The following is a 13568-nucleotide window of genomic DNA, read 5'->3' as shown; positions in this document are numbered from 1 at the left end:
ATGCCGTTTGCCTCTCTGCTAAATGCTCGTGAGGATGGAGAGGCGCCCTGGCGCCAGATGGTCAGAACATTCGTTGCAGTCGCGATCTGCTGGATCATCGGCGAGACGACCGGCCTTGTCGAAACAACCTGGTCCCTGATTACGGCCCTGATCGTCACGCAATCGAGCATCGACCAGACCGTCTCGACCGCGCGCGACCAGATTGTCGGGACCGTGATCGGTGCCGTTGTTGGCACACTAGCCATCACGGCCCAGCTCTTTATCGGCACCTATTGGACCATTTTCTGGATCGCTCTCGCCCCCCTGGCCTATCTGGCGGCCATCCGCCCTTCGCTGAGATTTGCGGGGGTGACGTTGATGATCGTCTACCTCCTGCCAGCGCGCGACAGTAATCCCTACTGGCCTTTGACCGAACGCCTGACAGCCATTTTTCTGGGTGTCATCGTCTCGCTTATCGTCTCCTTCGTCGTGCTGCACGCCAGCGCCCGACGCCGCGGTTTCCTCACAGCCAGTCGCATGTTCCGCGAAATGGACGAGTTGCTTCAGGCAGCCCTGCGACGTGAGGAAATGTGGAGCGAGCTTGAAGACCGCAACGATCAGTGTGCGCGCAAATTGCTGGTCATCAATGACTGCGTGGCTGAGGCCTATCATGAAAACTGGGGCTTACTCGAAAAGCGCCACCCGATCCTGAGTGTGCTTCCCGCGCTCATGCGCCGCATGTTGAGCGACACAATGCTGGTTGCCCGTGCGATCAATGCTGGCAAGGACAGGGGCGGTTTTTCAGGGGTAGCAGGGCTTCATACCGGACTTAGCCACGCCTATCGTTCACTCGCCCGCCGCTGCGAAATCCACGCAGCAGGCAAGGCCCATGAGACCCCTTTCCGACCCGGACGTGAGGATGTGCTAAGTGCTCTGCCGACTCTGGGACAGGACGCTTTGCCTGAAATGCATTTCGTTATCGCCCTGCTGCGTCAGGATCTGAGACGTGCAACCGATGTCCTGATGAGCGAACCGGAGAGCCGGGCGAAGGATCTCCGCGCCATGATCGGAAAATAAGACGTTAACGCGATCACGATGAACTTGTGATTGTCCTTGGGCGTTGATCGGGCAGAAATGCGCCTTGGGGCCATGACCTGGATGAGGGCCGGTTTTCCGACCAAAGAGAAGCGCTTGCGCGCTCTCTCGGGGCTGAAAACGACAGCCTGAACGAAACCAAAGAGGATTAAAGCTTATGATCACCCATGAGACTCTGCGAAACCTGCCCAATGGCGTGGCAGCTCCGTCTTACGATCTCAAGGACATCAAGCCCGGAATCCTGCATTTCGGCGTGGGCAACTTCTTTCGCGCCCATGAGGCCTACTACATCAACAAGGTTCTCGGCCTTCCCGGCCAAAACCAGTGGGGCATCGTCGGCGTCGGGCTGACGTCGGGCGAGCGGTCGAAAAAGAAGGCTGACGACTTCAAGAAGCAGGATTGCCTCTTTTCCCTGACCGAAACCGCTCCTTCAGGCCAGAGCCAGCGCAGCGTGATCGGTGCCATGCGCGACTACATTCTTGCGCCGGAAAAGCCCGATGCTGTTCTGAATCTGCTTGCAGATCCGGCCATCAAGATCATCTCCATGACGATCACTGAAGGCGGTTACAATATCGACGAGCACACGGGCGAGTTCAATCTGGAGAGCGAAGCTGTTCAACGGGATTTGGCAAACCCTGAGACGCCCTCGACAATTTTCGGTTACGTCATCGAAGGCCTGCGCCGCCGCCGCGATGCTGGCAATCGCGCCTTTACGATCATGTCCTGCGACAATCTGCGCCATAACGGTAATGTCGCCCGCAAGGCTTTCCTCGGGTATGCGCGCGCTCGTGATCCGGAACTGGCAAGCTGGATTGAAGCGAATGCAACCTTCCCCAACGCGATGGTCGATCGAATCACCCCGACCGTCTCCTCAGCGATCGCAGAGCGTCTGAACCGCGACAGCGGCCTTGATGACCTGCTGCCGCTCGTCGCCGAGGATTTCACTCAGTGGGTTGTCGAAGACGAGTTCGCCGATGGGCGCCCTGCTCTTGAAAAAGTGGGCGTGCAGATGGTCGATGACGTGACTGACTTCGAATACATGAAGATCCGCATGCTCAACGCATCGCACATCTTCTTGGCGTTCTCGGGCCTGCTTCTCGGCTACGACCATATCGATGAGTCGATCAGCGACCCCGATCTTCGCAAGCTGGTCGAGACCTATCTCGACACCGACGTCATTCCGACGCTCAAGGCGGCTCCGGGCGAAGACCTCGAGAAATACAAGCAATCGGTCATCTCGCGCTTCTCGAATCCGGCCATGGCCGATCAGAATCTGCGTATCGGTAGTGATGGTGCGTCCAAGGTGCAGGTTTTCTGGACAGCAACCATTCAGAACCTCCTCAAGGAGAAGCTGCCGCTCGACCGCGTTGCCTATGGTCTGGCTACCTATCTCGAGATGCTGCGTGGCAAGAATGAGAAGGGAGGGAGCTTCGATCCGATCGAGCCGACCTTCACGGAAGACACCTGGAAGATCGCCCGCAGCGAGGAGCTTTCCGAAGGGTTCGGACTCCATGCATTCGATGGCTGGCGTAAGCTCGATCACGAAGCGCTTGACGCAAAAGTGACCGAGTTGCGCAAGATTATCCGCGAAAAAGGGGTCAAGGCAGCCCTCTCTGCCTGAAAACAATGCGCGTAAGCCGCACTCATGACAGATTTCTAGGGCAGGCGAGTTTTCCTGTGCCCCAAAGTAACTTAAGGGCGTTAAGGAAATCAGACATCACCCGGCGCATTGCCGGGCCTGCTGGAGAAAGTCATAGTGCTGCGTCGCGACCTTGTTAAAATCGGTGCTGGCCTCTCGGTTCTCGGGGCCAGCAAGATAGCCAGAGCAGCGCCTGCTGCGGCTCCCCAACCGACCGCATTCGACAACAACACTGTGCGACAGATCGCACAGAAAATGTCGAAATCGGCTTACAAGGCTCCCCCGCAATCGCTGCCCAGTGCGATCGACAATCTCAATTTCGACCAGTTCCGCGGCATCACCTACAAGGAAGACCGCGCGCTGTGGCACGGTCAGAACCTGGCCTTCGACGTGGAGTTCTTCCCACGCGGCTTCCTGTATCGTCCCCGTATCAACATGAACGAGATCGTCGATGGGCAGTCGACCCCCATCGTTTATGACCCGGACATGTTTGCCTATCCCGATCCGTTGCTGCGCGTGACCGATGATCTGGGATTCTCGGGTCTGCGTCTGCGCAACGCCATCAACACACCGAACGTGATGGAAGAATGCGCCGTCTTCCTCGGTGCCTCCTATTTCCGTGCCGTGTCCAAAGGACAGAATTACGGCCTGTCCGCGCGCGGCTTTGCGGATGGCACAGGCGACCCGAAGGGAGAGGAGTTCGCGCTCTTTCGTGAATTCTGGCTGGAGAAGCCCAAGCCGGGCGTCGATTCCGTCGTCATCCACGCCCTGATGGACAGCCCGTCGGTCGTCGGCGCCTTCCGCTTCACGATCCGTCCGGGTGCCACCACCGTTTTTGACGTCCAGTCGAGCTTCTATCCTCGCACCACCATCACCGAAGGCGGTGTCGCGGCCCTGACCGGCATGTTCTATTTCGACGCCAATAATCGCAATCATGTCGATGACTGGCGCCCCGGCGCGCATGATAGCGAAGCGCTTCAGATGTGGACCGGCACCGGCGATCAGCTCTATCGCCCGCTCAACAACCCGGTCGATCTGCAATTCTCGGCCTTTCAGGACACCAGCCCTCACGGTTTCGGCCTGATGCAGCGTCGCCGCTCGTTCCATGATTTCGAGGATCTGGCGCTGAACTATGAAAAGCGCCCCTCACTCTGGATCGAACCGATCGGCGATTGGGGTGAGGGTGCCGTCGATCTCGTCGAAATCCCGACCCCGAATGAAGTCAACGACAACATCGTCTCCTTCTGGCGCCCGAAGCAGCCGATGCAGGCGGGACACGAATACAACTTCACCTATCGTATGTACTGGGGCTGGGACACGCCGTGGCCGACCGATCTGGCACGCATCGGCGCAACTCGGGTCGGCGCTGTCACCGATCACGCTGATGGCCGCATGTTCGTGATCGATTTCACCGGCAAGCCGTTTGAAAATCTGCCGCCCAATGCAGCATTCCACCTGCTGCCCCAGACCTCGACAGGCACGATCAAGAACGTGGTGGTTGAGCCCAACCCCAATCTCAAGGGATGGCGCACAACCTTCGAATTCTACCCGGGCAGTGCCAAACTGGCCGAGCTGGAGTGCCAGCTCTCCAGTGACCAGGGCCCGATTTCCGAAAAATGGATGTATCGTTGGACCCCGTGAGCAGCCTTCCTCGCATAATCGCCCCTTTCGACTTGCTTCCAGCTGAATCGCCCCTCGAGATGCCGACGCAGAATCTGCGTCAGCGTCCCGAGACGTTCGGACGTGACCGCCATCCCCCGACCACACCGTCCTTTCTCTGGCTGAGACGCCTTTTCGTGATCGGCGGTGCAGTCCTGCTGACAGGATGGGGCGCGTTCGAGATGAACCGCGTGCTCAACAGCATGGGGGTATCGACACTCGGCATCATCGTTCTGGCGCTCTTCGTCATTCTGGGCGCGTGGATCTCGCTGTCTTTCACCTCGTCGCTCGCAGGATTTGTCTCCGTCCTGCGTCATGGCGGTCTGGGTCTCGGCATTTCCCGCGATACCCCTCTTCCGGCCCTGATGACACGCACAGCCGTGCTCATGCCGACCTATAATGAGGATCCCGACCGGGTTCTCGTCGGGCTGCGCGCGATCCATGACAGTCTGGTGGCAACCGGCCGTATCGACGCGTTCGACTTCTTCATGCTGTCCGACACGACGGATCCCGATGTCTGGGTTCGTGAAGAGCGCGCTTATCTTGCTTTTGTCGAGGCGGTGAACGGTCAGGGCAGGGTCTTCTACCGTCGTCGACCCAAGAATATTGACCGAAAATCCGGCAATCTTGAGGAGTGGGTCAAGCGTTTCGGCGGTGCCTATCAGCAAATGCTGACGCTCGACGCCGATTCCGTCATGGATGGCGGCCTGATCGTCCGCACGGTCTCCGCCATGGAGCGGCACGAGAAGGTCGCCCTGATCCAGACATTGCCCGTCATTATCGGTGGCAAGACGTTGTTTGCGCGGATGCAGCAATTTGCCGGGCGAGTTTATGGCCCGCTGATCGCTCATGGCATCGCCTGGTGGCATGGCTCCGAAGGCAATTACTGGGGCCATAACGCCGTCATTCGCACCCGCGCCTTTGCCGAGCAGGCAGGGCTTCCTCATCTGCCGGGTCGCAAGCCTTTCGGTGGTGGCATTCTCAGCATGATTTCGTTGAGGCCGCTCTCATGCGTCGCGGCGGCTGGGCCATTCACATGATCCCCGGCCTTTTCGGTCCTACGAAGAAAGCCCTCCATCGCTTACCGATGTCGCGATCCGTGACCGGCGCTGGTGCCAGGGCAATCTACAGCACGGCAAAATCGTGCTCTCTCGCGGTCTCCACTGGATGAGCCGTATGCACATGATGGTCGGCATCGGCGCCTACATCACGTCACCGCTCTGGCTGCTCTTTCTGATGTTCGGCATCCTGATCTCTCTTCAGTCGCATTTTGACCGACCGGAGTATTTCGGCGACACCAAAACCCTTTATCCCCACTGGCCGCAAGTTGATCCGGTACAGGCCAAATATGTGTTCATCGGCACCATGGCTGTGCTTCTCGCGCCCAAGATTCTTGCCCTTATCGCAACCCTGTTCGATCGGGCCATGTTGCGGAGCTGCGGTGGTTTCGCGCGTCTTGTCGCCTCGATTTTGCTTGAGACGCTGGTCGGCGGGCTGATCGCCCCAATCGCCATGCTGATCCACACGTCGGGCGTGATCTCCATTCTTCGTGGCCGCGACTCCGGATGGAATGCCCAGAACCGCGATGACGATCGCGTCTCGCTTACAGAGATCGCAGACGGCTACTGGATCTACACCGCATTCGGTGTCGTCCTGGCCTCTGCGGCCTGGTCTGTGTCCTTCTCGCTGTTTCTCTGGATGACACCCGTTCTGGTGGGCCTCGCACTCGCCATCCCGCTCGCCGCAATGACAGCCAGCCGGAATGTCGGGCTGTGGCTGAAGAGCTGGGGACTTCTGCTTATCCCTGAGGAAAGTGATCTCCCGCCCATTCTCAGACTGGCCGCCGATAACGACCTTCGTCGCACCCAGGCTGAAGCCATGCCCAACCGCGCACCAAAAGAAGCGTTTGCGGCTCTGCGCAGCAACCCCGATCTGGCAGCGGAGCATCGTCGGGCCCTGCCCGCGCCGCGCCAGCCCGGTACCGCGATCGATCCCAACCTTGTTGTCGGCCTGCTCAAATTGCAGGAATCACCCTCGGTTGCCGCGGCCCTTGGCAGCCTGACACGGCAGGAAAAGGCCGCTGTCCTTTGCAGTGCAGAAGGCCTCGATCTGGTGCTCGCGCTGCCTTACTGAATTCTGGTGGGGCACATAGCCTCCCCAGGACAGTGCTGAGATCACTGCGCCTGCCATAACAAAAAAGGCCAGTCCAAACGGACTGGCCTTTTTCTTGATCAGGGCAACAAGGAATTACTTGATGGCCTTACCGCGCTGACCGACCTGAGCGCAGAGCTGCGTGCGGTGGCTGGCATCGAGGGTGGAAACGTCGAACGGGACGTTCGTGCTGGTCTGCAGCAGACCCTGACCACCCAGCGAGTAATACTGGTCGGTCTTCACGTCCGGACGCTTTGCCAGATCACGCCCGATGACACGGAGCGTGTTGCCATGCACCAGATGCTTGCGCACGCAATAGCTGGCCAGACCGGCCAGATTGCCTGCCTTGGCTGAATCGAGAGACGGCAGACCATAGCTGTCGAGAGCACCGGGCGTCGCGACGGTGGCAACAGTGTTGCTCACACCAGAACCGCCAACGGCCTGCATCACGGTGCTTGCCGCACCGGGAGCACCATCACGCTGCACCGCAACCGATCCTGCGGGCATCATGGTCGACTGCGTTCCCGAGGGAACTGAGGGCACCGGGGCCTGCTGGGCGTGGGCGGAGGCACCGGCAACAACAAGGCTGCACAGCGCGGTAAGACCAAGGCAAGTACGTGACAACATAAGACCTATCCTTTTTTCTGCTCTTCTTCAGGCCCTGTTTCGAGGGGTGAGCCTGCCAAAACGCACTCTCCCAGAGAGAGCCCTGGGGTGAAGGACGTGTCCGTTCGTAACAGCTGAGCGACTGAGAGGTTTGTTTCCGTACCGAAACTTCAACCGAGAAGCGCCTTATGCCTGTTGAGACGCGCCCTGTTCTGCCGCACTCTGTGCCTCCTGTTTTTCAAAGACCCCGAGGCCCGGCCATGATCTCCCCTACCCCCAGGCGTGTTCCCCATACCATCACTCAGCTCGGTCGCGTCCGACAGGATGATTATGCCTGGATGAAGGACGAGAACTGGCAGAAAGTGCTGCGCGATCCCTCCTTGCTGCGCGCCGATATTGCCAAGGCCCTGCAGGAGGAGAACGCCTATACGGAACACACGCTGGGCGACGTCGGCGCACTCAGGGACACACTGCTCAAGGAAATGATCGGCCGGATTCCGCCTGCCGAGGATTCCGTTCCCTGGCCGGATGGCGACTGGCTTTATTTCTCGCGTTTTGCGAAGGATGCCCAGCACCCGGTCTACCTGCGCCGACCTCGCAATGGGGGCGACGAACAGGTGCTCCTCGACGTGGACGCTCTGGCGAAAGAGCACGCTTATTTCGCCCTCGCGGGGACAAGCCACTCCGACGATCACCGTATTTTTGTCTACGCAGCCGATACGCAGGGCTCGGAAGTCTATCGATTGCATAGCGTCGATCTGGCGACGGGAGAGGCTTACGCTGCACCGGTCGAGAGCGCTGCAGGAAGCTTCGTCATCTCACCTGATAGCGCCTGGCTGTTCTGGATTTATCGCGATGACAACGGGCGCCCGTCACGAGTTTATCGACGCCCCCTCGCCGGCGGAGAAGACGTGCTGATATTCGACGAGCCGGATTCCGGATTCTTCGTCAGCCTGAACGTGACAGCATCGCGCCAGTGGATACTGATCGAGCGCGGCGACCACGACACCAATGAGACGCTCCTCATTCCAGCCAGCGACCCGACACAGATGCCACAAGTCGCATCCCCGCTCGTTCGTGGCGAGCGTTACTCGCTCACCCATTGGAATGACCGCTTCATCGTTCTCACCAATACGGGCGGGGCGATCGATTTCCAGCTCATGCAGACCTCCGATCAGAGCCCCTCGCGTGAGAACTGGAGCTCTTACGTCCCCCACGAACCCGGACGGTTTTTGCTTGGCTCTGCTGCCAGCAAGAGCCACCTCGCCTGGGCGGAGCGCGTCAACGGCAATATCGAAATCCATGTCGCAGCTCAGAGCGCGACGGGGGATATCCGTGCCGATGCAAAGACCATCGGCATGCAGGAAGAGGCGTTCGACCTCACACTGCTCGGCTTTCTGGAATATAGCGATACCGTCCTTCGCTATATCTATGAATCGCCGACAACGCCTGCGCACTGGTACGACATCGAGCTGACGAGCGATGTGCAGACCCTCAGAAAAATCCGTGACGTCCCCTCGGGCCATGATCCGTGCCTGTACGAAACACGTCGCCTTTTCGCCCGGGCGGAAGACGGCGCTGAAATTCCGGTTACCGTGCTCAAGCGTCGCGACACGCCCTGCGATGGCACCGCTCCCTTGTTGCTCTATGGATATGGTTCGTACGGAATCTCGATGGAGTCAGGATTCAGCACATCGGTCTTCAGCCTGGTCGATCGAGGCTGGGTGTACGCCGTCGCTCATATCCGAGGCGGATCGGAAAAAGGCTGGAACTGGTTTCTGCAAGGCCGGGGCAAACACAAGCCAAACAGCTTCACCGATTTTGTCACCTGCGGACGTTTTCTCGCTTCGCAGGGTTACGGCAAGGAAGGGCGCATTATCGCCCATGGTGGTTCCGCCGGCGGGTTGCTTATGGGAGCTGTCGCCAATCTCGCCCCCGATCTTTTTGCCGGAATTGCCGCACAGGTGCCCTTCGTCGATGTGCTGAACACCATGTCGGACGACACGCTTCCGCTCACCCCGCCCGAATGGCCCGAATGGGGTAACCCTCTCGAAGATGCCGAGGCTTATGACCTGATTGCTAGCTATTCGCCCTACGACAACATCAAGGCCGCAGCCTATCCGCCGGTTCTGGCCATGGGCGGATTATCCGACCCGCGTGTCACCTATTGGGAGCCGGCAAAATGGATCGCCAGATTGCGGGAGGTCGCTCAGGGCGGTCCGTTCTTGTGCCGCATCAATATGGATGCCGGGCATGGCGGGTCTTCGGGCCGCTTTAAACGTCTGGAAGAGGTCGCCTATGTGCAGGCTTTCGCTCTCTGGGCAATTGCCCGCCGTCCCCTCTGACCGAGTCATGCTCTGACGACCCGGTATAGACCGGGTCGTTGCTGGCCGTTTCTAGTCGTCGCCTTCGCTCTGCGGACGGGGACGGATCGCCGCACAAAGCCCTGGCAATTTCGGTTGGGTCTCGCTTTTGGTACGGCATAATCTGCGGGCATCTGTTCCGCAGACCTCGATCGTCTCTTCGAAATCGGATTCGAGCACGTCACGCGCAACGGCAGCATCCGAATTGGTGCTGTCCGTATCCTGATCCGCGACGATCTTCTGCGTCTTGTGAAGCTCTTTCAGAGCCTCGACGCAGGCGTCACTCGCGGAGTCCGGATCCGTCTGCAAAACGGCGAGAATCCGGTTGAGGATCGATGCAGGATCGTTCTTTGGATGAGGCGCAGCCTGGGCAGCGAGGGGCAGACCCAGCAGGACGGTAGCGAAAACGGTCAGAGCTTTCTTCATTGAATCAGGATAATTGCGTTTTCAGTCTTTGAAAACGCCCAAAATACAGCGTTTCCGGGTGAAGAAACGCAGCAAAGAGTTGACTCCCGGCATGGCGATGCGTATTCCGACGACCATTCGCGGGCACTGCCCGTTCGTCATGCATGGCCCGGGGAGAAATTTATCATGAAGATCCGTAACAGCCTTAAATCCGCCAAGATCCGTGACAAGGATTGCCGCGTCGTTCGTCGTCGCGGTCGCGTTTATGTCATCAACAAGAAGAACCCGCGTATGAAAGCACGCCAGGCTAATCTTTCTGCTGATGCCGAGACGGAGCTTCAGCCCCGTTTTGACGCAGTCAACGGCCCTTTACCGGGCCGTCGTCAAGCCGTGTCTGCTTATCAGCAGCGCGGCTTTTGTCGTTCTGGCCATTTCCCCGGCCCGTTCCGAGCCTTCCCCCCAGGCCACTCACAGCTCGGTCTCGGGCAAGGCTGCCCCCTCGGCCAAGCCAAAGCCGGACCCTTTGCCCAAGGTCAACGACGCCCTGCGCGCCGCGAAAACTCCGGCCGAGGCACGCGCCCTGGAACGACGCGCTGAAACCCTTCGCCAGAAAGGGCTCTCGGCCAGCACACGCCTGCTGCTGGAAAATGCCGATTTGAGCCTGAAAGACCATAACTACCGCAAAGCTGAGGCCGCGCTGGATAATGCGCTTGTTCTTCAACCCGACAAGGCCTTCATCCGTCGTGGTCGCGCCCGGGTGCGCTATGCTGCTGGCGATTTCGAAGGGGCGATCAGCGATCTGGGTGTCGCCTTGCAAAAAGATCCTGACGATCCCCTTTCATGGCAGCTTCTGTCGCAGATCGAAGAAGAGCGGCACGACATGAAAGCCGCACTCGCTGCAGCACAGCAGGTGCTCGTGGTCGATCCCTGGGCAGCACATGGTGCCAAACGTGTGAAGGCGCTTCAGACTGCCATGGATGGACGCCCGATTTAAAGCGCGCCACGATCTCAACTCTGTCTCGTCTACGTTGTTTGAACAGGACAGAGACATCAAAGGAGACTCCGATGTTCAAGAAGAACAAAGCCAAGGTCACTGAACTGACCAACCCGGAAGAAACCAAAAAGAGCTGCGGCCTCAGCAAGATCTGTTGTGCGGCGAAGCCTCAGACGAAAGAAGCCATTCTCGGCGGCCTGACCTTTGTGAGCATGTTCGGCCCCAAGAAGCTTCGCCCGCACGCTCAGCATATTCTCGCCATCGTTTCCATCGTCACTTTCGTGGTCAAGGCGATCAAGCCCAAGCGTGACAACAAGGAAGAGAAGAAGGCCTGATTTTCGGCACTCTCTCACTTAGGCACACGTCAATGCTACCCTGCGCTTTTAGATGGCGCAGGGCAGCATCTCTTTATCTCGCTCTACAGAAACGAAATCGGGTCGATATCGATGTCGATCCGCTCATGCGTGGTCAGCTTCACGCCCTCCAGCCATTCTCGTAAAATCGGCTGAACCGCCACATTGCGCCGTGTGCGGAGCAGCAAGCGGCGGCGATGGCGACCACGGAGAATGGCCAGCGGGGCAGGGGCCGGTCCAAGCACTTGTGTGCCCGGCAGATCGGGCGCCTTGGCACCGAGAAGCCCCGCAAGCCTGTCGGCTGCCTCAGCGGAATCGGCACTGACGATCAGTGCCGCGAGACGCCCGTAAGGCGGCCAAAATCCCGGCTTTCTCTGAGCTGACTCCTGCTCCATGAAAGCCTGATAATCATTCGAGACGAGCGCCTTCATCACGGGATGATCGCCGAGATAGCTTTGCAGCAAAACCGTTCCCGGCTTGTCCGCCCGGCCCGCACGTCCTGAAACCTGATGCAGCAACTGCACCGTCCGTTCTGCCGCACGCAGGTCTCCGCCCCCAAGACCCAGATCGGCATCGACCACACCTACGAGAGTGAGATCGGGAAAATGCCAGCCTTTGGCGACGATCTGCGTCCCGATGACCAGATCGATCTCACGTTCACTGATCCGGCGGACGGCTTCAGCCGTCGCAGAAGGCGAACCGAGCGTGTCAGACGCCATGACCAGAATGCGCGCCTCCGGGAAATGCAGCTTTGCTTCTTCGTAAACCCGCTCGATCCCGGGCCCGATCGCCACGAGGCTGGCTTCAGCCTCACAGGACGGGCAGGTCTCGGGCAGAGCTGCGTGATAACCGCAATGGTGACAGGTCAGGATCTGTCGCGCCCGATGCTCGACCAGCCATGCCGAGCAATGTGGGCACTCCATGCGATGACCGCAGGCCCGGCAAAGGGTCAACGGAGCATACCCACGACGATTCAGAAACAGCATGGCCTGTTCCTGACGCTCGAAACAGGCCTGAACGGCGCCGATCAGCTCCGGCGCCAGAAACTGACCACGCTCGGGCGGGGCTCGACGCATATCGAGGAGCCGTACCTCCGGCAGCTTCGCATTGCCATGACGACTCTGCAGCGTGACATGGCCATAACGGCCGGTCTCGACATTGGTCAGAGTCTCCAGGCTCGGTGTCGCCGAGACGAGAATAGCAGGAACATCCGAAAGTCGTGCCCGCACGATCGCCATGTCCCGCCCGTGATAGGTCACCCCTTCTTCCTGCTTAAAGGCTGATTCGTGCTCTTCATCCACGATGATCAAGCCGAGATCAGGGAAGGGTAGAAATAGGGCCGAGCGCGCGCCGACCACGACAGAGGCCTGTCCCTGCGCAATCGCATGCCAGGTTTCCCGGCGCTTTTTACCGCCAAGTTCGGAGTGCCACAGAGCAGGCTGGACGCCGAACCGACGGGCAAACCGGTCCGTCCATTGGGTCGAGAGTGCAATCTCGGGCAAGAGAACCAGACATTGCTTTCCTGCCGCCAGACAGGCCGCAACGGCTTCAAAATAGACCTCGGTCTTGCCGGAGCCGGTGACCCCTTCCAGCAAGGTCACGCTGAAACGATGCGCCCGCACACCCTCGGCAAGACGATCGGCAGCTTCCTGCTGCTCGATCGAAAGGTGAGGCACGTGAAAGCCCGGTTCGGGCGGTGCAAAAAGCGGAGGTACAACGAGGGGCATTTCGCGCAACGCTCCCGCAGCGGCAAGGCCACGCAGAACCGCAGCAGAAACCCCTGTCTTTTCCGTCAGGGACGCGGTCGAAAGCGGGACGTCACCCACGACATCGAGCACACGTTGACGCGCTTCGGTCATGCGCAGCCCGGTCGTCTCGGCAGATCCCCTGATCCAGCCCAGTTGCACACGGGTCGGCTGAGTATGACGCGCCCGAATGGCCATGGCGAGCACGAGGCCAGGCGGCGTAAGCGTATAGGCGGCCAGCCAGTCGATGAAGCGTCGGAGATCGGCCGGAATCGAGGGCAGGTCGAGTCGTCCGAGAAGAGGCTTCAACCTCGCGAGAGGCACAGCGCGCCCCGTGACGGGTGCGAAATCAGCTGGCACATCGGTTTGCGCTTCCCAGACGCACCCCGTTTCCTGCCTGCGTCCCAGAGGGACACTCACGAGATCGCCCGGAGCCACTGAGCCGGCTGGTGCCAAATAATCCAGCGCGGTCGGAAAAGGCAGCGGCACCAGCACGCTAACACGCTCTCTCTCGCCTTCTGCTGTCAGCTTCTCTAAGCTCGGTTCTGTCATGCTGCCTGAGCGCCCCTTTTTGCCCTG

The 13568-nt window shown here is 59.5% G+C and carries 9 protein-coding genes and 2 pseudogenes; 8 read left to right on the top strand and 3 right to left on the bottom strand.

Annotation, left to right across the window (positions count from 1 at the left end; translation table 11 throughout):
• From JCM15831_RS04410 to mdoH, 4 genes and pseudogenes are all read left to right on the top strand, one after another.
• Nucleotides 1–1056 carry an FUSC family protein gene (locus tag JCM15831_RS04410; RefSeq protein WP_025823027.1) on the top strand — a complete coding sequence of 352 codons (1056 nt, stop codon included), beginning with the start codon at nt 1–3 and terminating at the stop codon, nt 1054–1056.
• Between the two features lie 175 nt (nt 1057–1231).
• Nucleotides 1232–2695 carry a mannitol dehydrogenase family protein gene (locus JCM15831_RS04400; protein ID WP_025823024.1) on the top strand — a complete coding sequence of 488 codons (1464 nt, stop codon included), beginning with the start codon at nt 1232–1234 and terminating at the stop codon, nt 2693–2695.
• Between the two features lie 135 nt (nt 2696–2830).
• Complete coding sequence (locus JCM15831_RS04395; protein ID WP_025823022.1) at nt 2831–4354, top strand: glucan biosynthesis protein; 1524 nt, start codon at nt 2831–2833, stop codon at nt 4352–4354.
• A pseudogene (mdoH, locus tag JCM15831_RS16610) lies at nt 4330–6505 on the top strand (glucans biosynthesis glucosyltransferase MdoH). The gene JCM15831_RS04395 and the pseudogene mdoH overlap by 25 nt, the downstream one beginning before the upstream one ends.
• Nucleotides 6506–6619: 114 nt before the next feature.
• Here the strand turns inward: mdoH and JCM15831_RS04385 are convergent.
• Entirely contained in the window at nt 6620–7150 is a 531-nt protein-coding gene (locus tag JCM15831_RS04385) for a DUF2501 domain-containing protein (RefSeq protein WP_025823021.1), read from the bottom strand.
• A 239-nt stretch (nt 7151–7389) separates the two neighbouring features.
• On the opposite strand from JCM15831_RS04385, the gene JCM15831_RS04380 reads away from it, so the two are divergent.
• Nucleotides 7390–9474, top strand: coding sequence for a S9 family peptidase (locus JCM15831_RS04380; RefSeq protein ID WP_035773911.1), 2085 nt, complete (start codon nt 7390–7392; stop codon nt 9472–9474).
• A 51-nt stretch (nt 9475–9525) separates the two neighbouring features.
• Here the strand turns inward: JCM15831_RS04380 and JCM15831_RS04375 are convergent, their stop codons facing one another.
• On the bottom strand, nt 9526–9918 hold the full coding sequence (locus JCM15831_RS04375; protein WP_025823015.1) for a hypothetical protein: 393 nt from the start codon (nt 9916–9918) through the stop codon (nt 9526–9528).
• A 165-nt stretch (nt 9919–10083) separates the two neighbouring features.
• Here JCM15831_RS04375 and ykgO point away from each other — a divergent pair.
• The 3 genes and pseudogenes from ykgO to JCM15831_RS04365 form a co-directional block, all read left to right on the top strand.
• Nucleotides 10084–10203: pseudogene (gene ykgO, locus JCM15831_RS20860) on the top strand (type B 50S ribosomal protein L36); the annotation flags it as partial.
• A gap of 43 nt (nt 10204–10246) precedes the next feature.
• A complete protein-coding gene (locus JCM15831_RS16605; RefSeq protein WP_232227992.1) occupies nt 10247–10891 on the top strand; it encodes a tetratricopeptide repeat protein in 645 nt (214 codons plus the stop codon).
• 71 nt (nt 10892–10962) lie between these two features.
• Entirely contained in the window at nt 10963–11226 is a 264-nt protein-coding gene (locus JCM15831_RS04365) for a hypothetical protein (RefSeq protein WP_025823011.1), read from the top strand.
• Between the two features lie 83 nt (nt 11227–11309).
• Here the strand turns inward: JCM15831_RS04365 and JCM15831_RS04360 are convergent, their stop codons facing one another.
• Entirely contained in the window at nt 11310–13541 is a 2232-nt protein-coding gene (locus tag JCM15831_RS04360; RefSeq protein ID WP_051528307.1) for a primosomal protein N', read from the bottom strand.
• Nucleotides 13542–13568 lie beyond the last annotated feature (27 nt).

The sequence above is a fragment of the Asaia astilbis JCM 15831 genome (assembly GCF_000613845.1).
In the GTDB taxonomy this organism is placed as follows: Bacteria; Pseudomonadota; Alphaproteobacteria; order Acetobacterales; family Acetobacteraceae; genus Asaia; species Asaia astilbis.
Note: the sequence above shows the minus strand (reverse complement) of the source record. Positions and strands in the feature narration are given on the sequence as shown.

Bases quoted from the DNA above. Each gene is read 5' to 3' on its own strand.
- JCM15831_RS04360 (WP_051528307.1), bottom strand. From the start codon at position 13,541: ATGACAGAACCGAGCTTAGAGAAGCTGACAGCAGAAGGCGAGAGAGAG.
- JCM15831_RS04410 (WP_025823027.1), top strand. From the start codon at position 1: ATGCCGTTTGCCTCTCTGCTAAATGCTCGTGAGGATGGAGAGGCGCCC.
- JCM15831_RS04365 (WP_025823011.1), top strand. From the start codon at position 10,963: ATGTTCAAGAAGAACAAAGCCAAGGTCACTGAACTGACCAACCCGGAA.
- JCM15831_RS04385 (WP_025823021.1), bottom strand. From the start codon at position 7,150: ATGTTGTCACGTACTTGCCTTGGTCTTACCGCGCTGTGCAGCCTTGTT.
- JCM15831_RS04380 (WP_035773911.1), top strand. From the start codon at position 7,390: ATGATCTCCCCTACCCCCAGGCGTGTTCCCCATACCATCACTCAGCTC.
- JCM15831_RS04375 (WP_025823015.1), bottom strand. From the start codon at position 9,918: ATGAAGAAAGCTCTGACCGTTTTCGCTACCGTCCTGCTGGGTCTGCCC.
- JCM15831_RS04400 (WP_025823024.1), top strand. From the start codon at position 1,232: ATGATCACCCATGAGACTCTGCGAAACCTGCCCAATGGCGTGGCAGCT.